Annotated in this window: 17 protein-coding genes; 12 read left to right on the top strand and 5 right to left on the bottom strand. The window is 69.0% G+C overall.

Annotated features, from left to right (window positions below):
* Nucleotides 1-18: 18 nt before the first annotated feature.
* The 7 genes from rsmD (at nucleotide 19) to mutM (ending at nucleotide 5,142) form a co-directional block, all read left to right on the top strand.
* Nucleotides 19-612, top strand: a complete 594-nt coding sequence (rsmD, locus tag ACGFSB_RS31255; RefSeq protein ID WP_393406170.1) for a 16S rRNA (guanine(966)-N(2))-methyltransferase RsmD — start codon at nucleotides 19-21, stop codon at nucleotides 610-612.
* A gap of 26 nt (nucleotides 613-638) precedes the next feature.
* Nucleotides 639-1,118, top strand: coding sequence for a pantetheine-phosphate adenylyltransferase (gene coaD, locus ACGFSB_RS31250; RefSeq protein ID WP_393406237.1), 480 nt, complete (start codon nucleotides 639-641; stop codon nucleotides 1,116-1,118).
* Nucleotides 1,119-1,228: 110 nt separating this feature from the next.
* Nucleotides 1,229-2,302, top strand: coding sequence for a cell division initiation protein (locus tag ACGFSB_RS31245; RefSeq protein WP_393406168.1), 1,074 nt, complete (start codon nucleotides 1,229-1,231; stop codon nucleotides 2,300-2,302).
* A 170-nt stretch (nucleotides 2,303-2,472) separates the two neighbouring features.
* Nucleotides 2,473-3,117, top strand: a complete 645-nt coding sequence (locus ACGFSB_RS31240; RefSeq protein WP_393406235.1) for a YceD family protein — start codon at nucleotides 2,473-2,475, stop codon at nucleotides 3,115-3,117.
* Nucleotides 3,118-3,119: 2 nt separating this feature from the next.
* The gene (rpmF, locus tag ACGFSB_RS31235; protein ID WP_053675094.1) at nucleotides 3,120-3,293 is read left to right on the top strand and encodes a 50S ribosomal protein L32; all 174 of its coding nucleotides are present in this window, start codon (nucleotides 3,120-3,122) and stop codon (nucleotides 3,291-3,293) included.
* A 7-nt stretch (nucleotides 3,294-3,300) separates the two neighbouring features.
* A complete protein-coding gene (rnc, locus tag ACGFSB_RS31230; RefSeq protein WP_393406165.1) occupies nucleotides 3,301-4,167 on the top strand; it encodes a ribonuclease III in 867 nt (288 codons plus the stop codon).
* Between the two features lie 111 nt (nucleotides 4,168-4,278).
* Nucleotides 4,279-5,142, top strand: coding sequence for a bifunctional DNA-formamidopyrimidine glycosylase/DNA-(apurinic or apyrimidinic site) lyase (gene mutM, locus ACGFSB_RS31225; RefSeq protein ID WP_393406163.1), 864 nt, complete (start codon nucleotides 4,279-4,281; stop codon nucleotides 5,140-5,142).
* Here the strand turns inward: mutM and ACGFSB_RS31220 are convergent.
* Both ACGFSB_RS31220 and ACGFSB_RS31215 read right to left on the bottom strand, forming a co-directional pair.
* On the bottom strand, nucleotides 5,112-5,492 hold the full coding sequence (locus ACGFSB_RS31220) for a winged helix-turn-helix transcriptional regulator (protein WP_393406233.1): 381 nt from the start codon (nucleotides 5,490-5,492) through the stop codon (nucleotides 5,112-5,114). The genes mutM and ACGFSB_RS31220 overlap by 31 nt on opposite strands.
* A gap of 123 nt (nucleotides 5,493-5,615) precedes the next feature.
* On the bottom strand, nucleotides 5,616-6,560 hold the full coding sequence (locus ACGFSB_RS31215) for a CAP domain-containing protein (protein ID WP_393406160.1): 945 nt from the start codon (nucleotides 6,558-6,560) through the stop codon (nucleotides 5,616-5,618).
* Nucleotides 6,561-6,691: 131 nt separating this feature from the next.
* On the opposite strand from ACGFSB_RS31215, the gene ACGFSB_RS31210 reads away from it, so the two are divergent.
* The 4 genes from ACGFSB_RS31210 (at nucleotide 6,692) to ACGFSB_RS31195 (ending at nucleotide 13,071) form a co-directional block, all read left to right on the top strand.
* Complete coding sequence (locus ACGFSB_RS31210; protein ID WP_393406158.1) at nucleotides 6,692-6,973, top strand: acylphosphatase; 282 nt, start codon at nucleotides 6,692-6,694, stop codon at nucleotides 6,971-6,973.
* Nucleotides 6,974-7,357: 384 nt separating this feature from the next.
* Nucleotides 7,358-7,561: a hypothetical protein gene (locus ACGFSB_RS31205; RefSeq protein WP_393406156.1), complete on the top strand. Its 204-nt coding sequence runs from the start codon at nucleotides 7,358-7,360 to the stop codon at nucleotides 7,559-7,561.
* A 279-nt stretch (nucleotides 7,562-7,840) separates the two neighbouring features.
* Entirely contained in the window at nucleotides 7,841-11,404 is a 3,564-nt protein-coding gene (gene smc, locus ACGFSB_RS31200) for a chromosome segregation protein SMC (protein WP_393406154.1), read from the top strand.
* A gap of 242 nt (nucleotides 11,405-11,646) precedes the next feature.
* The gene (locus ACGFSB_RS31195) at nucleotides 11,647-13,071 is read left to right on the top strand and encodes a sugar porter family MFS transporter (RefSeq protein WP_393406152.1); all 1,425 of its coding nucleotides are present in this window, start codon (nucleotides 11,647-11,649) and stop codon (nucleotides 13,069-13,071) included.
* A 44-nt stretch (nucleotides 13,072-13,115) separates the two neighbouring features.
* On the opposite strand, the gene ACGFSB_RS31190 is transcribed toward ACGFSB_RS31195, so the two are convergent.
* Nucleotides 13,116-14,096, bottom strand: a complete 981-nt coding sequence (locus tag ACGFSB_RS31190; RefSeq protein ID WP_393406150.1) for an LLM class flavin-dependent oxidoreductase — start codon at nucleotides 14,094-14,096, stop codon at nucleotides 13,116-13,118.
* A 109-nt stretch (nucleotides 14,097-14,205) separates the two neighbouring features.
* Nucleotides 14,206-15,657, bottom strand: a complete 1,452-nt coding sequence (locus tag ACGFSB_RS31185) for a purine-cytosine permease family protein (RefSeq protein WP_393406148.1) — start codon at nucleotides 15,655-15,657, stop codon at nucleotides 14,206-14,208.
* A gap of 198 nt (nucleotides 15,658-15,855) precedes the next feature.
* On the opposite strand from ACGFSB_RS31185, the gene ftsY reads away from it, so the two are divergent.
* On the top strand, nucleotides 15,856-17,064 hold the full coding sequence (gene ftsY, locus ACGFSB_RS31180; protein ID WP_393406146.1) for a signal recognition particle-docking protein FtsY: 1,209 nt from the start codon (nucleotides 15,856-15,858) through the stop codon (nucleotides 17,062-17,064).
* 95 nt (nucleotides 17,065-17,159) lie between these two features.
* On the opposite strand, the gene ACGFSB_RS31175 is transcribed toward ftsY, so the two are convergent.
* Complete coding sequence (locus ACGFSB_RS31175) at nucleotides 17,160-17,822, bottom strand: bifunctional DNA primase/polymerase (RefSeq protein ID WP_393406144.1); 663 nt, start codon at nucleotides 17,820-17,822, stop codon at nucleotides 17,160-17,162.
* Nucleotides 17,823-18,135 lie beyond the last annotated feature (313 nt).

Genomic DNA, 18,135 nt, shown 5'->3' with positions numbered 1-18,135 from the left:
ACATCGACAAGGACTCAGATGACCCGCGTGATCGCCGGTGTGGCCGGCGGACGTCTCCTCGCCGTCCCGCCAGGAAACGGCACACGGCCCACGTCCGACCGCGCGCGCGAGGGCCTGTTCTCCACCTGGCAGGCCTTGCAGGGCACGCTGGACGGGGCGCGGGTCCTGGACCTGTACGCCGGGTCCGGTGCCGTCGGTCTCGAAGCGCTCTCGCGCGGCGCGGGCCACGCCCTGCTCGTCGAGACGGACGCCCGTGCGGTGCGCACCATCAGGGACAACGTGAAAGCGATCGGCCTGCCCGGCGCCGAGGTCAGGGCGGGCAAAGCGGCCCAGATCGTCCAGGGCGGCACTCCGAGTACCCCTTATGACCTGGTCTTCCTCGACCCGCCCTATGCCGTCACCGATGACGATCTTCGCGAGATCCTGCTCACACTCCGCGCGGAAGGCTGGCTCACGGACGATGCACTCGTCACCGTTGAACGCAGTACCAGAGGCGGAGAATTCTGCTGGCCCGACGGCTTCGAAGCACTGAGGGCCCGTCGCTACGGCGAAGGCACGTTTTGGTACGGTCGCGCCGCCTCTACGTGCGACGACTCAGTGATCGCGCCATGACCGGACCGGAGAGCGAGGGACTTCAGTTGCGCCGCGCCGTCTGTCCGGGGTCATTCGACCCCATCACCAATGGACACCTCGACATCATCGCCCGCGCCTCCAGGCTGTACGACGTGGTGCATGTCGCGGTGATGATCAATCAGTCGAAGAAGGGCCTGTTCTCCGTCGAGGAGCGGATCGAGATGATCCGTCAGGCCACCGCCGACTTCGGGAACGTCGAGGTCGAGTCCTTCCACGGCCTCCTCGTCGACTTCTGCAAGCAGCGCGACATCCCGGCCATCGTCAAGGGCCTGCGCGCGGTCAGCGACTTCGACTACGAACTGCAGATGGCCCAGATGAACAACGGCCTCTCGGGCGTCGAGACTCTCTTCGTGCCCACCAACCCCACCTACAGCTTCCTCTCCTCCTCGCTGGTCAAGGAGGTCGCGGCATGGGGCGGCGACGTCGCCCACCTGCTGCCGCCGCTGGTCCACGAGGCCCTGGTCGAGCGCATCGGCAAGAAGTGACCTCCTACCGGGCACACTGACAGTCCGTCACCCAGTGTCGGGCGGCCACCGACTGGCCTTACAGTCGTGCCGTCCGTCTCCAATCAGCTGTAGAGAGTGGCGAGCACACGGTGGACGTGCAGAAGAAGATCGACGAGATCGTCGAGGCGGTCGGCAGCGCCCGGTCCATGCCCATGTCGGCCTCGTGCGTGGTCAACCGCTCCGATCTCCTCTCGATGCTCGAAGAGGTGCGCCAGGCGCTGCCCGGCTCCCTCGCCCAGGCCCAGGAGCTCATCGGCGGCCGCGAGCAGATGGTCGAGCAGGCCCGCCAGGAGGCGGACCGGATCATCGAGACCGCGCACGCCGAACGCGGCTCGCTGATCTCCGACACGGAGGTCGCCCGCAACTCCCAGGGCGAGGCGGCCCGCATCCTCACCGAGGCCCGCCAGACCGCCGAAGAGGTCCGCGTCGAGGCGGACGACTATGTGGACAGCAAGCTGGCCAACTTCGAGGTCGTCCTCACCAAGACCCTCGGCTCGGTCGGCCGCGGTCGCGAGAAGCTCCTCGGCACAGGGCCCGGCCTCGACGAGCAGGGTTACGAGGACGAGGACGCCCCGCAGCGCAGCCTGGACCCCGAGACCCTGCGCCGGGACGCGGACGCGTACGTCGACGCCAAGCTCGGCGCCTTCGAGGCGGTCCTCGCCAAGACGCTCGAGGCGGTCGGCCGCGGCAGGCAGACCCTGCACGGCCGGGCGCCCGCCGACGACCTCGCGGGCCTCGCCGATGGCCCCGGCTCGCAGGCGCACGCCACGGACGCCGAGTACCTCGCGGGTCTCACCGACCCCACGGCGCCCACGCCCCCCGCGCCTGCCGCCCCGCAGCCACCCCAGGCGGCCCCGCAGATCCCCGTACAGCAGCCGTACGCCCCGCCCCAGCAGGAGCCCGACCCCTACGGGTACCAGCAGCAGGATCAGTACGCCTACCAGCAGCAGTACGCCCAGCAGGACCCGTACGGGTACCAGCAACAGGATCCGTACGGCTACCCGCAGCAGGGATACGACCAGACGCAGCAGCAGACGCAGCAGCAGGGCTACGTCGAGCCGCAGCAGCACCAGCAGGCCCCCGGGGTGCTCGACGAGACCAGCCTCTTCGACACCGGCATGATCACTGCGGAGCAGCTGCGCCAGTACGAACAGGGCCGCTAGACCTCGCTCCGAGAGCTGTCCCGGACCGGATTGGGCCGTGAGCGAAAGGTCCAGTATCCTGGCTCTTCGGTCGCGCGTACGTCCGCGATCCAGGCTGCCCGCCCAGTGAGTGAAGCTCACGACGGGGGCGGTCTTCTGAACTCTTCCAGGATTCGAAAGCAGGAAACGCCCTGAGTGCTCGCCTTGACCACCGAAACCCTCTTGTGTTCGACACACACGAGCTGGGTCGGCGTCCCGGTGCGCTGCAGCGGCTGACCCGTTCCGTCGAAGCCCCCGGTTCTCCGGGCGTCCTCGGTATCGAAGGGGTCATCGGGGTGCCGGCAGGTGCTCCGGTCGAGCTGGAGATCCGCCTTGAGTCGGTCATGGAAGGTGTGCTTGTCACAGGCACCGCCCGTGCATCGGCCGAGGGGGAGTGCGTAAGGTGTCTGGAGCCGCTGAAGCTTGAGGTGGAAGCGGACTTCCAGGAGATGTTCTCGTACCCTGACGCCGACGACCGGAGCCGCACCGCGGAACCGGCCGACGACGCCGAGGAAGATGAGGACAGGCTCTATCTCGAGGACGGCTTGTTCGACCTCGAGCCTGTGCTGCGTGACGCGGTAGTGCTCGCACTGCCGATGCAGCCGGTGTGCCGGGACGACTGTCCGGGCCTGTGTTCCCAGTGCGGAGCGCGGCTCGCGGACGACCCGGACCACCACCATGACGTCGCCGACATTCGTTGGGCGGCACTGCAGGGACTCGCCGGGACCATCCAGGACGGCGAGAAGGACGACGTGAACGGCGCCGAAGCCGGCGTCGACGAGAAGCAGGAGAAGTAGCCGTGGCTGTTCCGAAGCGGAAGATGTCGCGCAGCAACACGCGCCACCGCCGGTCGCAGTGGAAGGCTGCGGTCCCCAACCTGGTTTCGTGTGAGCGCTGCCAGGAGCCGAAGCTGCAGCACATCGCGTGCCCCAGCTGCGGCACGTACAACAAGCGCCAGGTCCTCGAGGTCTGAGCGGCTGGTGAGAGGCACCGTGTCTAGCCACAATACGGCGGAAGACGCCAACGCTGAAAAGGCTGCAAACGCCAAGAAGCAGGCGGAAAACACGACCTCGTCCCACACGCTTTTGGAAGGGCGGCTCGGGTACAAACTCGAGTCCGCCCTTCTGGTGCGTTCACTGACCCACCGTTCGTACGCGTACGAGAACGGCGGTCTGCCGACGAATGAACGGCTCGAGTTCCTCGGGGACTCGGTGCTCGGACTCGTCGTCACGGACACGCTCTATCGCACCCACCCCGACCTGCCCGAAGGCCAGCTGGCCAAGTTGCGGGCCGCGGTGGTCAATTCGCGTGCGCTGGCGGAGGTCAGTCGTGGCCTAGAACTCGGCTCCTTCATCCGGCTCGGCCGGGGCGAAGAGGGCACGGGTGGCCGGGACAAGGCATCCATCCTCGCCGACACCCTTGAAGCGGTGATCGGCGCTGTCTATCTGGACCAGGGTCTGGACGCGGCGGGTGAGCTGGTGCACCGGCTCTTCGACCCGCTGATCGAGAAGTCCTCGAACCTGGGTGCGGGCCTGGACTGGAAAACCAGCCTCCAGGAGCTCACCGCGACCGAGAGCCTCGGCGTGCCCGAGTATCTCGTCACGGAGAGCGGCCCGGACCACGAGAAGACCTTTACTGCTGCCGCCCGCGTCGGAGGCGTCTCGTACGGCACCGGCACCGGCCGCAGCAAGAAGGAAGCGGAGCAGCAGGCCGCTGAGTCCGCGTGGCGCGAGATTCGTGCTGCCGCGGATGAGCGGATCAAGGCGGCGGAAGCCGCCGCTGCGGCTCCCGCTCCCGCTACCGCTGCCGTGAAGGTTGACGGGGGCTTCGAAGCTCCGTCCGCCTGACAGCGTTTTACTGTTTGGTGCCGGTCGCCCGTCGGGTGACCGGCACCAGCTTTTTCGCCGCTGAGCGGCATTTCTTCCCGCTCACCCACCCCATTGCTCCGGAGCCCTCCCATGCCCGAACTGCCCGAGGTCGAAGTCGTCCGGCGTGGGCTCGAACGGTGGGTCGCTCACCGCACCGTCGCTGATGTCGAGGTGCTGCATCCGCGTGCCGTTCGGCGGCACATCGCGGGCGGTGAGGACTTCGCGCACAGCCTCAAAGGCCACCGCGTCGGTACGGCGATGCGGCGCGGGAAGTATCTCTGGCTGCCCCTCGAGGACAGCGGCACCTCGATCCTCGCCCACCTCGGCATGAGCGGACAGCTTCTCGTGCAGCCCCAAGAGGCGCCCGACGAGAAGCACTTGAGGGTACGGGTACGGTTCGCCGACGCGCTCGGCACCGAACTGCGCTTCGTCGACCAGCGCACCTTCGGCGGTCTCTCGCTGCACGAGAACACCCCCGACGGTCTTCCGGACGTCATCGCACACATCGCGCGCGACCCGCTCGACGAGCAGTTCGACGACGCGGCCTTCCACACCGCGCTGCGCCGCCGTCGTACGACGATCAAACGCGCCCTGCTCGACCAGTCGTTGATCAGCGGCGTTGGCAACATCTACGCCGACGAGGCCCTTTGGCGGGCGAAGCTGCACTACGAGCGCCCCACCGCCACATTCACGCGCCCGCGCACGGCCGAACTCCTGGGCCACGTACGGGATGTGATGAATGCCGCCCTCGCCGTCGGCGGCACGAGCTTCGACAGTCTCTACGTGAATGTGAATGGCGAGTCCGGGTACTTCGAGCGTTCGCTCGACGCCTATGGGCGCGAGGACGAGCCGTGCCGCCGCTGCGGTACGGCCATGCGCCGACGCCCCTGGATGAACCGTTCCAGTTACTTCTGCCCGCGCTGTCAGCGCCCGCCGGCCGCCACGCTGTCGTAACGCTCGCGCGCTTCGAGCACGCCGTCCATCCTGCCCTCCACGAAGTGGATGAGGTTCAGCAGGCGGTCGGCGATCTCCCGTCCCAGCGGCGTCAGTTGATACTCCACGCGCGGCGGGTTGGTGGGCTGCGCCGCACGATGGACCAAGCCGTCGCGCTCCAGCGCGTGCAGGGTCTGGGACAGCATCTTCTCGCTCACCCCGTCGACCCGGCGGCGCAGTTCGTTGAAACGCAACGTGCCGTCGTGCAGCGCACCCAGAGTGAGCGCACCCCAGCGCCCGGTGACGTGCTCCAGGGTGCCGCGCGAGGGGCACTGCCTGGCGAACACGTCGTACGCGATGTCGTACGCCATATCGACGGCGGCGTCCGGGGCGGCGTCCGGGGCGGCGTCAGCCTGAGGAGCGGTGGAATCCATGCACTCAGGGTACTCCCGCGCAGCGCAGTCCATCAGGTTGCGCTAACTGGAAGTTAGCGCCTAGAAACCGAAGTCCTGCGTCCACCACGGGCCGCCCGGCGCGAAGTGCGCGCCGACGCCCAGGGTCTTGTAGTCGCAGTTGAGGATGTTGGCCCGGTGGCCCGCGCTGTTCATCCAGGCGTCCATCACGGACTGGGCGTTTGCCTGCCCGCGGGCGATGTTCTCGCCGCCCAGGTCCGATATCCCGGCCTTCTCCGCGCGGTCCCAGGGGGTCGCGCCGTCCGGGTCGGTGTGGTCGAAGAAGTCGCGCTCGGCCATGTCCGAGCTGAACCGTCCGGCGAGCGAGGCCAGCGAGCTGTCCGCGCGCACGGGGGAGCAGCCCACCTTGGCCCGCTCCGCGTTGACGAGGGTGAGCACCGAGGCCTCGGCCGCGTTCTCCGCGGACGGCGACTGCGAGCTCTGCGTCGGCGGCGCCTTGGGCTTCTCGGTGGCGGTGCGCGACGGGCTCGGCGGGGTCTTCGTCTTCTTCTCGGAGGTCTGGGAGGGCTCAGGCGCGGGCGCCTTGGTCGACGGCTTCTTCGACGGCTCGGCCGACGGCTTCTCGGTGGCTTTCGAAGGGGAGGGGGCCGGGGCCTCGGGGCGGTCCGAGCCGCGGCTCGGCGGGGCCGACTCGCGGTCGGCGGTGCCGTTGTCGCCGCCCTGGGGCGCCACCTGGCTGGGAGAGCCGGCGGAACGCACCTTGTTCGAGTCGCCGCCCCCGCCCAGGGAGTAGTTGTCGGCGCCGGGTACCAGGCCGGAGGCGACGGCGACAGCGCCCATCGCGACGGCTGCCGACACACCGAGCAGACCGGTGCGCACCGGTGTGGCGCGGCCCCTGCGGCGGTGCGACACGGTGGCGGGGCGGGGCTCCGGAACGCCGGCGTGCTCGCCTGCGTACGGGTCGGAGACCCCGGTGGCGCGGCCGGTGGCGGCTGCCCCTGCGCCGGAGCGTCGGTGGCGTCCCATCTCCTGGCCTTCCTCGTCCTAGCGGTCAACGTGGCTCACCCATACGAGTGAGGCTCATCGAGTCGGGACTGTACGCGATGGCGCATGGGGGCGAAGTGCTACGAGTGCAATTGGCCGGTTAGCGTGCACCCATGAACGAAGAAGTCAGGCTCACCGCCTGGGTGCGTGGCCAGGTGCAAGGCGTGGGTTTCCGCTGGTTCACGCGGGCCAAGGCTCTGGAGATCGGGGGCCTGAGTGGTTTTGCTCTCAATCTGGGCGACGGCCGTGTGCAAGTCGTCGCCGAGGGTCCGCGAGCGGGTGCCCAGGGACTGCTCGACTGGCTGCGCGAGGGCGACACACCCGGCAGGGTCGACGGTGTCACTGAGATCTGGGACACCCCGCGTGGCATCTACGAGACGTTCGCGATTCGCTGACGGAGTGCCGCCGAGCGGACCCGCTCAGACGTGGCCAGGGCAACTGCCCGGGGCAGGAAAGACCTGGTGGTTGCCAAGAACCCCTCCTCGTGGCAGGCTCCCGGATAGAGGATGATCGATACGCCCCCTGGGCCCCGCAGCAGAGGCAGCGCCGCCGTTCTTACGGCCGTACGCCCCCGGGTTGCCCGCCGATACGGGGCGTGATCGTGTTGACCGTCAAACTTTTTGGTGAGACTCTGAAAGCCCCGCGCACCTTAGCTGTTTGGCATGTGAGAACGGCCAGCAAGACCCAGCAGTAAACAACGAGTGCCAAGCACCGCGGGTGCGATTCCCTCACGACCCACACCGCTTCGGTCGGTCACTCATTGTGGAGGACCATCCATCATGGCAAAGGCGCTTCTCGGTTACGTCGGCGGTTCCGACCCGCGACTTCTCGCCGAGATGCGACGGCTCCAGCAACGCGTCCAGGACCTGGAATCTGAGCTCACGAAGATCCAGGCCGAGAACGACGCGCTCGCGGCTGCCGCTTCTCACGAATCGCTCCTGGAGAGCATCGACGTACCCCAGGCGGAGCCTGCGCTCACCTGACCACAGCCACTTCAGTAAGGCACTTATCTCGCAAGGCATCGCGTAGCGCTCGTAGGGCGCGACGCTCTGTGTCCGTGTCCTTGTTGTCCTTGTGAGCTGCCTGTTGACGCACGTGGTCAGGCTGCCCATGTCAGCCGCTTGTCCAGATTCGCACCAGAATTTCAAGGGACGCTTCGGCGTCCCTTCTTTCTTGTCACCGCGTGCGCCGCTTCCTTTACCGTCTGATGTGCCCTGCATCTTCCTGGGTGAAACGGACAGTGAAAGGTAGAGTGCGTCCGCGTGCACCTCAAGGCCATGACACTGCGCGGTTTCAAATCCTTCGCGTCGGCCACGACGCTGAAGTTCGAACCGGGCATCACCTGCGTCGTCGGACCGAACGGCTCCGGCAAGTCCAACGTCGTGGACGCGCTGTCCTGGGTCATGGGCGAGCAGGGTGCCAAGTCGCTGCGCGGCGGCAAGATGGAGGACGTCATCTTCGCCGGCACCACCGGGCGCCCGCCGCTCGGCCGGGCCGAGGTGTCCCTCACCATCGACAACTCCGACGGCGCCCTCCCCATCGAGTACGCCGAAGTCACCATCACGCGGATCATGTTCCGCAACGGCGGCAGCGAGTACCAGATCAACGGCGACACCTGCCGCCTCCTGGACATCCAGGAACTGCTCTCCGACTCCGGCATCGGGCGCGAGATGCACGTCATCGTCGGCCAGGGTCAGCTCGACGGCGTACTGCACGCCGACCCCATGGGGCGCCGCGCCTTCATTGAGGAGGCCGCGGGTGTCCTCAAGCACCGCAAGCGCAAAGAGAAGGCGCTGCGCAAGCTCGACGCGATGCAGGCCAACCTCGCCCGCGTCCAGGACCTCACCGACGAACTGCGGCGCCAGCTCAAGCCGCTCGGCAGGCAGGCCGCCGTGGCGCGCAGGGCCGCCGTCATCCAGGCCGATCTGCGCGACACCCGCCTGCGGCTCCTCGCCGACGATCTCGTACGTCTGAGAACCGCGCTGCGGACCGAGGTCGAGGACGAGGCCGCGCTCAAGCAGCGCAAGGACTCCGCCGAGGCCGAGCTGAAGAAGGCCGCGCAGCGGGAGGCCGACCTCGAGGACGAGGTGCGGCGCCTGACGCCACGGCTCCAGCGGGCACAGCAGACGTGGTACGAGCTTTCGCAGCTGGCCGAGCGGGTGCGGGGCACGGTGTCGCTGGCCGACGCCCGGGTCAAGAGCGCCACCGCCGCGCCCCCGGAGGAGCGGCGCGGCCGTGACCCCGAGGACATGGAGCGCGAGGCCGCGCGGATCCGCGAGCAGGAGGCGGAGCTTGAAGCCGCCCTCGAAGCGGCCGAGCACGCCCTTGAGGACACGGTCGGCCACCGGGCCGAGCTCGAGCGGGAGTTGGCGGTCGAGGAGCGCCGTCTCAAGGATGTGGCGCGGGCCATCGCCGACCGGCGTGAGGGGCTCGCGCGGCTGAATGGGCAGGTCAACGCGGCGCGTTCGCGGGCGGGTTCCGCACAGGCCGAGATCGACCGGCTCGCCGTGGCGCGCGACGAGGCCGGGGAGCGTGCGGTCGCCGCCCAGGAGGAGTACGAGCAGCTGAAGGCGGAGGTCGACGGGCTCGACGCCGGTGACGCGGAGCTCGGCGAGCGGCACGACGAGGCGAAGCGTTCCCTCGCCGAGGCCGAGGGTGCGCTGACCGCGGCACGCGAGGCGGCCACCGCCGCCGAGCGCAAGCGGGCCGCGGTCGCGGCCAGGCACGAGGCGCTCGCGCTCGGCCTGCGGCGCAAGGACGGCACGGGAGCGCTGCTCGCCGCCAAGGACCGCATCACGGGGCTGCTCGGCCCCGCGGCGGAACTGCTCTCGGTCACCCCGGGGCACGAGGTCGCGATCGCGGCGGCGTTCGGAGCGGCGGCCGACGCGATCGCCGTGTCCACGCCGGGGTCGGCGGCGGAGGCCATCCGGCTGCTGCGGAAGCAGGACGCGGGCCGTGCGGCGCTGCTGCTCGCCGGGGCGCCCGAAAGAGTGGGCGGGGACGTACGGGAAGGCGGCGGCGAAGGGCCTCCCTTCGCCGCCGAGCTCGTACGCGGGCCCCAAGAGCTGATGCCCGCCGTACGGCGGCTGCTGCGGGGCATCGTCGTCGTCGGCACCCTCGAAGACGCCGAAGACCTCGTCTACGCTCGCCCGGAGCTCACCGCGGTCACCACCGAAGGCGATCTGCTCGGGGCTGACTTCGCGCAGGGTGGGTCCGCCGGGGCGCCGAGCCTCCTCGAAGTGCAGGCCTCCGTCGATGAGGCGGCCGCGGAGCTCGAGCAACTGGCAGCCCAGTGTGATGAGTTGGCGGATGCCCAGCGGGATGCGGGCGAGCAGCGGAAGGAAGTCGCCGCGCTTGTCGAGGAGTTGGGGGAGCGCAGGCGTGCCGCCGACCGGGAGAAGTCGGCCGTGGCCCAGCGGCTCGGCGCGCTCGCCGGGCAGGCCCGCGGTGCGGCGGGCGAGGCAGAGCGGTCCGCAGGGGCTGCCGCCAAGGCGCAGGAAGCCCTGGACAAGGCGGTCGAGGACGCCGAAGAGCTGGCCGAGCGCCTCGCCGTGGCGGAGGAAGGGCCGGCCGACGAGGAGCCCGACACCTCCGTGCGCGACCGGCTGGCCGCCGACGGGGCCAATGCCCGGCAGACCGAGATGGAGGCCAGGCTTCAGGCACGTACGCACGAGGAGCGGGTCAAGGGGCTTGCGGGGCGCGCCGACTCGCTCGACCGGGCGGCGCGCGCCGAACGCGAAGCACGCGCGCGTGCAGATCAGCGCAAGGCCAGGATGCGGCACGAAGCCGCGGTCGCCGAGGCCGTCGCCGGGGGTGCGCGGCAGCTGCTCGCGCACGTCGAGGTCTCTCTCGTGCGGGCACAGGAGGAGCGTGCCGCCGCCGAGCGTGCCAAGGAGGTGCGGGAGCGGGAGCTCGCCGCCGAGCGCGATCAGGGGCGCGACCTCAAGGCGGAGCTGGACAAGCTGAAGGATTCAGTTCACCGCGGCGAGGTACTCGGTGCCGAGAAGCGGCTGCGGATCGAGCAGCTGGAGTCCAAGGCACTGGAGGAACTCGGTGTGGAACCGGCAGGACTCGTCTCCGACTACGGCCCCGACCAGCTCGTACCGCCGTCGCCCGCGGCCGAGGGCGAGGAGCTGCCCGAGGACCCGGAGCATCCGCGCAACAGGCCCGTGCCGTACGTCCGCGGTGAGCAGGAGAAGCGGCTGAGGTCAGCCGAACGGGCGTACCAGCAGCTGGGGAAAGTGAACCCGCTCGCCCTGGAGGAGTTCGCCGCTCTGGAGGAACGTCATAAGTTCCTCAGCGAGCAGCTGGAGGACCTGAAGAAGACGCGCACCGATCTCCTGCAAGTGGTGAAGGAGGTCGACGAGCGCGTCGAGCAGGTCTTCTCCGAGGCCTACCGGGACACGGCCCGGGAGTTCGAGGGCGTCTTCTCGCGGCTCTTCCCCGGCGGTGAGGGACGGCTCATCCTCACCGATCCCGACAACATGCTCACCACGGGAGTCGATGTCGAGGCGCGTCCGCCGGGCAAGAAGGTCAAGCGGCTCTCGCTGCTTTCCGGCGGTGAGCGGTCGCTGACCGCCGTGGCGCTGCTCGTTTCGATCTTCAAGGCACGGCCGAGTCCCTTCTATGTGATGGACGAGGTCGAGGCGGCGCTCGACGACACCAACCTGCAGCGCCTCATCCGCATCATGGAGGAGTTGCAGGAGGCCTCGCAGCTCATCGTGATCACGCACCAGAAGCGGACGATGGAGGTCGCGGACGCGCTGTATGGCGTGTCCATGCAGGGCGACGGCGTCTCGAAGGTGATCAGCCAGCGGCTTCGCTAGCCCTCTTCACCGCTCCCTTCAGCGGCGTACACCGTTTGGTCTCCACAACTTCAAGACTTGAACGAAGCTGACCTCAAGCGTGCCTGAATTTCACAGGAACCCAGGTCTTGACTTCGAAACTTGAAGGCATAGTCTCTGCAACGTTGCTTTTACCTTCAGGTGGTGGGCGGCGTGAAGTTGTGCGCCACTTGAAGTGCTCACCCCCACCCCCGGCGATGCTGCCGGTGGCCCGAGGAGTCCATGTGACCAGCACAACGAAGGCGCCGCAGCCCGAAGGCAGAGAGGCCAGGCCGGACCATCTCGGCCATGTCATCTTCATTACGGCGGCCGCCGCCATGGGCGGCTTCCTCTTCGGCTACGACAGTTCGGTGATCAACGGCGCGACCGTCGCCATCCAGGACCGGTTCGACGTCGACGCGAACACGCTCGGCTGGATCATCGCCACCGCGCTGCTCGGCTGTGCCGTCGGTGCCGCGGTCGCGGGGCGCATCGCCGACCGTATCGGCCGCATCCGCTGTATGCAGATCGCCGCCGTCCTCTTCGCGGCGAGCGCCATCGGTTCCTCCCTGCCGTTCGCGGCGTGGGACCTGACGATGTGGCGCTTCATCGGCGGCATCGGCATCGGCATGGCCTCCGTCATCGGCCCGGCCTACATCGCCGAGGTCGCCCCGCCCGCGTACCGAGGCCGCCTCGCCTCCTTCCAGCAGGCCGCGATCGTCATCGGCATCGCCGTCTCCCAGCTGGTCAACTACGGCATCCTGAAGTTGGCGGACGACGACCAGCGCGGCGAGGTGATGGGCATCGAGGCCTGGCAGCTGATGCTCGGCGTCATGGTCATCCCGGCCGTCCTGTACGGCGTGCTCTCCTTCGTCATCCCCGAGTCGCCGCGCTTCCTGGTCTCGGTCGGTCGTGAAGCCGAGGCCAAGAAGGTGCTCGGCGAGGTCGAGGGCACCAAGATCGACCTGGACGCGCGCGTCGCCGAGATCGAGCACGGTATGCGCAGCGAACACAAGTCCTCGTTCAAGGACCTGCTCGGCAAGGTCGGCTTCCTGCCGATCGTCTGGGTCGGCATCGGGCTCTCGGTGTTCCAGCAGCTCGTCGGCATCAACGTGATCTTCTACTACTCGAACCAGCTGTGGCAGTCGATCGGGCACGACCCGAGCAGCTCGTTCCTGTACTCGTTCGAGACGTCGATCGTGAACATCGTCGGCACGGTCATCGCGATGATCTTCGTCGACCGGATCGGCCGCAAGCCGCTGGCCCTGATCGGGTCCGCCGGTATGGCTCTGGCGCTGTTCACCATGGCCTGGGCGTTCTCGTACCGGACCGGTTCCGGCGACAACGTCTCGCTGCCGGACGCGCAGGGTCTGACCGCGATCATCGCTGCCAACCTCTTCGTGCTCTTCTTCGCCCTCTCCTGGGGCGTGGTGGTCTGGGTCCTGCTCGGCGAGATCTTCCCGAACCGGCTCCGTGCCGCCGCCCTCGGTGTGGCCGCGTCCGCCCAGTGGCTCGCCAACTTCGCGATCACCAAGACGTTCCCGAGCATGTCCGAGTGGAGCCTGACCGGCTCGTACATCATCTACGGCGCCTTCGCGGCGATCTCCATCCCCTTCGTCATGAAGTTCGTCAAGGAGACGAAGGGCAAGACCCTGGAGGAGATGGGCTAATCCCCGCTGCCCCTCCTCTGAGGAAGCTGCCCCGGCTCAAGGACCTATTCCTTGAGCCGGGGCAGTACGTTTTCCCCGAAGTGGTGCAGGCTGCGCCATCCCTCGTCGATCGGCATCCCGCCCGAGAGCGGATGCAGTACGAGATTGGCGGCGCCGCCCTGCGCGTAGGCCACGCACTCGTCGGGCGTGAGGACGCGGTAGACGCCCTCGGCGCGCAGCTCATCGACCGTGGTGGCGGCGGACTTCACCGCCGAGCGGATGTCCTTGGACTGCCAGGAGGCATAGGTGCGGGCCTCGTGCAGGAAGTGCTCGCCGTGCTCGGCCCAGGTGCGGTCGGGGTCGTCGGCGATGTGCAGGAGCGGGGTCTCGGCGGCGGGCATCATGGTCCAGCCCTCGGTGCCGTACTCCGCGAGGCGTTCGTTGTAGTACGCCTCGAGCTCCGGGAGATGGGCGCTGGGGAAGAACGGAAGCCCGAGTCTGGCCGCGCGCCTGGCCGCTGCCTGCGAAGAGCCGCCGACCAGAAGCAGTGGGTGGGGCCGGGTGTGCGGGCGCGGGGTCACGCGGACCGTGCGGCCGCGGAACTCGAAGGGCTCGCCCGTCCAGGCCTTCAAGAGCGTCTCGAGCAGCTCGTCCTGGAGCTTGCCGCGCCGCTTCCACTCGACGCCGAACGCCTCGTACTCGGCGGGCCGGTAGCCGATCCCCGCCACCGTCACCAGACGGCCGCCGCTCAGCAGATCGAGTACGGCGATGTCCTCGGCGAGCCGCAGCGGATCGTGCAGCGGGCCGATGATCGCGGAGACCGTGACCGCGATGCGCCGGGTCGCGCCGAACACCGCCCCCGCGAAAGTGAAGGGCGAGGGCAGCCAGTTGTTGTCGACGCCGTGGTGCTCCTCGGTCTGGACCGTGGAGATGCCCCGGTCGTCGGCGTACGCGGCCATCTCCAGGGCGGCTCTGTAGCGTTCGCTCAGCGAGGTGGGCGTCGCATCCGGTTCGACGAGGTTGAAACGTACGACTGTGACGGGCATGGGAAACGTCCCCCTTCACCGTGGGCGGGCGAAGAGGGACGTTAGATGACGCGGTGTCAGATGACCAGTGTCCGGGGGGCAGTTGCTCCGGATCGGGGTCGATGCGGCGTCAGGCGGAGACCAGCTCGGTCTCGCCATCGCCCCCGCCCTTGCCCTCGGGGGCCTCGACGACCGGGTCCCTGGGCAGCACCGCGTACAGCGCGGCGGCGATCAGGATCGTGGCCAGCCAGCCCAGGCCGTTGCGGCCGATCCAGGACGTGGCGAGCGGGCCGCTGAACCAGTCGACCTTCGTGAAGAGCAGGCCCATCACCAGGGCCACGGCCCACGCGGTCATGGCCTGCCAGGCGAAGCCCGCCTTGTACCAGTAGGCGCTGGTGCGCTTGGTGTCCATCAGCGCTTCGGCGTCGTACGTCTTGCGGCGCAGCATGTCGACGCCGAAGACGCCGATCCAGGCGGAGAACGTCACCGCGAGCAGGGTCAGGAAGGAGATGAACGAACCGATGAAGCTGGAGGCCACGTTCATCAGGATGTAGCCGAAGATCAGGCTGATGATGGCGTTGATGCTCACCGCCCACGCGCGCGGGACCTTGATGCCGAGCGTCATCGCGGTGAAGCCCGCCGAGTACATCGACATCGAGTTGATGAGCAGCATCCCGATCAGGGCCATGAGCAGGTACGGCACCGCGATCCACGTCGGAAGCAGCTCGCCGAGGAAGGAGACCGGGTCCGAGGCCTTCGACAGGCTCGGCACGCTGACCGCCATGACGGCGCCCATCAGGACCATCGGCACGACGACGATGCCGGCGCCGCCGATGGCGTTGCCCACCAGGGCCTTGCTGGAGGCCTTGCGCGGGAGGTAGCGCGTGAAGTCCGGGCCCGTGGGGACCCAGCTGATGCCGCCCGCGGCGATCACGCCGACCCCCGCGACCATCGCCGAGGTGGAGCCCGCGGACTGCGAGAAGACGTCCGACCAGGGGGTGTTGGCCACCAGGTAGACAAGGACCAGGACGCTGAACGCGCCGAAGAGGTACGTGGCCCAGGTGTTGCAGATGTGCAGCACCTTGCGGCCCAGGCCGCTGATGACGAACGTACAGGCGACGAAGAGGAACAGCGTCACGACCGTCAGCCATTTGCTGGACTTCACGCCGAAGCAGATGTCCAGGACGACGATGATCGCGTAGGCGCCCGTGACCGCGTTGATCGTCTCCCAGCCCCAGCGGGCGACCCAGATCAGTGCGCCGGGGAAGAGGTTGCCGCGCTGGCCGAAGACCGCGCGCGAGAGCGTCATGCCGGGGGAGCCGCCGCGCTTGCCCGCGATGGAGATGAGCCCCACCATGCCGTAGCTGAGCAGGGGGGAGACCAGGGCGACGACCAGGGCCTGCCAGAAGTTGAGGCCGTTCGTCACGATGAGGCCCGCGCCCATGGTGAGCAGCAGGACGCTGATGTTGGCCGCCACCCAGGTGGGGAAAAGCTCGCGGGTGCGGCCGGTGCGCTCGGAGTCGGGGACGGGCTCTAGGCCGCGTGTCTCCAGGGCGCCTTCGGTTTCGGCGGTGGTGCTCATGGGGTGGGGTCCGTGCCTCTCGCTCGGATCGCAACGCCGCGACCCGTCCGTGGGGGTGATCGGGTTGGACTCTACGCGCGTTGATACGGAGAGCTCCATCGTACTTTAGTCCGAGTAGTGCCCTCTATCAGCTTATGTTCTTTGGAGGAAGGCACAAGGCGGGCCCCTGTTGCCCCCATGGCTGATACTGGGTGCGTTATGGAAATCGTCATCCTTGCTGTAGTCATCGCCGTGGTCGTGATCGGCGCGCTCGGCGGGCTCGTGATCGGCAGCCGCAAGAAGAAGCAGCTGCCGCCGCAGGCCCCGTCGTCCGCGCCCACCATCACCGCTCCTCCGGCCGAGCCGCATGTCGGCGACGAGGCCGCGACGCCGCGCGACGAACCGCGCCGCACGATCGAGGAGGTGGAACTCCCACTCGCCGAGCCGTCGGCGTCGGCCCCCGTTGCCGTCGAAGAACCGACCGCCCCGGAGATCGAGACCCCGGAGCCCACGGCAGGTCGCCTCGTCCGCCTGCGGTCGCGGCTCTCCCGCTCGCAGAACGCGCTCGGCAAGGGGCTGCTCACGCTCCTCTCCCGCGAGCATCTGGACGAGGACACGTGGGAGGAGATCGAGGACACGCTCCTCACCGCCGACGTCGGCGTCGCCCCCACCCAGGAACTGGTCGAGCGGCTCCGCGAGCGCGTCCGCGTGCTCGGCACCCGCACCCCGGACGACCTGCGCGCCCTGCTGCGCGAGGAACTCCTCACGCTCCTCGGCCCGGACCTCGACCGCGTGGTCAAGACCGAGTCGGGCCTGGAGACGCCCGGCATCGTGATGGTCGTCGGCGTGAACGGCACCGGCAAGACCACCACCACCGGCAAGCTCGCCCGCGTCCTCGTCGCCGACGGCCGCTCCGTGGTCCTCGGTGCCGCCGACACGTTCCGCGCCGCCGCCGCCGACCAGTTGCAGACCTGGGGCGAGCGCGTTGGCGCCCGTACGGTGCGCGGCCCCGAGGGCGGCGACCCCGCGTCGATCGCCTTCGACGCGGTCAAGGAAGGCATCGCGGAGGGCGCCGACGTCGTCCTCATCGACACGGCGGGCCGGCTGCACACCAAGACGGGCCTGATGGACGAGCTCGGCAAGGTCAAGCGCGTCGTCGAGAAGCACGCGCCGCTCGACGAGGTGCTGCTCGTCCTGGACGCGACGACCGGGCAGAACGGCCTGGTGCAGGCGCGCGTCTTCGCCGAGGTCGTCGACATCACCGGCATCGTCCTGACGAAGCTGGACGGCACGGCCAAGGGCGGCATCGTCATCGCGGTCCAGCGGGAGCTGGGCGTGCCGGTCAAGCTGGTTGGGCTCGGCGAGGGCGCGGATGATCTGGCGCCGTTCGAGCCGGAGGCGTTCGTGGACGCGTTGATCGGGGACTAGGGTCGGGCACAGCGCTTCATGTGCCGCGTACGAAAGAAATGCCCCACCCCGGGGTGCAGCCGGGGTGGGGCATTTCCGCGTGCGGGCGGCGGTGACTACGCGGGCGAGCGATGCGCCACGTACGCCAAGGTGCCGAGCACCAACCGCGCCTGCGGCGGATGCGTAGCCGAGTCCAGGTCGGGCGCGCGGAGCCAGCGGACCGGGCCGAGGCCCGCGCGGTCGGACGGCGGTGCCGTGATGTGCTCGCCGGGGCCCAGGCCGTGCAGGTCGATCCCGGCGTCGTCCCAGCCCATGCGGTAGAGCAGCTGGGGGAGTTCGGCGGCGGCGCCGGGGGCGACGAAGAAGTGCGCGCGGCCGTTCGGCGTGGCCGCCACCGGGCCGAGCGGGAGCCCCATGCGCTCCAGGCGGACCAGCGCCCTGCGCCCGGCGGCCTCGGCCACCTCGATCACATCGAAGGCGCGCCCCACGGGCAGCAGCACGGCCGCGCCGGGGAACTGCGCCCAGGCTTCGGTCACTTCGTCGAGTGTCGCTCCGGCAGGGACCTCCGGTGCGAAGTCCAGCGGATGGGCGCCGGGGGCCTCGCAGTCGGCGGCGCCGCAGGAGCAGCGCCCGGCCAGGGCGCGTGCGCCGGGGACCGCGGCCCAGCCCCACAGGCCGGTGTACTCGGCCACCGTGGTGCAGTCCGACGTGCGTCCCCGCCGCCGTGTGCCGGTGCGGGGTTCTCTGGTCCCCCGGATGCCGCCGATCGTGAAGCCCATGCCCCCTCCAACGGGTCGAGCGCAGTGTGGTTACGTGACGGAATCGGATCGTGACCCTGCGTTTTCAGGCGGCGCCCGGTGGTCTGAAGGTGGTGCACTCGGTCATACGCGCCCCCAAGTGCTTCGTTTCGCCCACTGTCGGTCGTCCGCTGTCAAGTCAATCGCTTGTGGCGGGCCGGGAGTTCATTCGAAGGGGTGGCGAATGGTGGCGTTTCCGCGATCGCCCTCGCCGGAGGGGTGATCGTAGGATTACTTTCAGTGCACGGACCCTCGGTGTTGTGCACTTGTGGGTATGCCGGAGGCAAGTCGGTTT

It is taken from the genome of Streptomyces sp. NPDC048441, from assembly GCF_043200235.1.
Taxonomy (GTDB): domain Bacteria; phylum Actinomycetota; class Actinomycetes; order Streptomycetales; family Streptomycetaceae; genus Streptomyces.
This window is presented reverse-complemented; position numbering and strand designations above follow the sequence as displayed.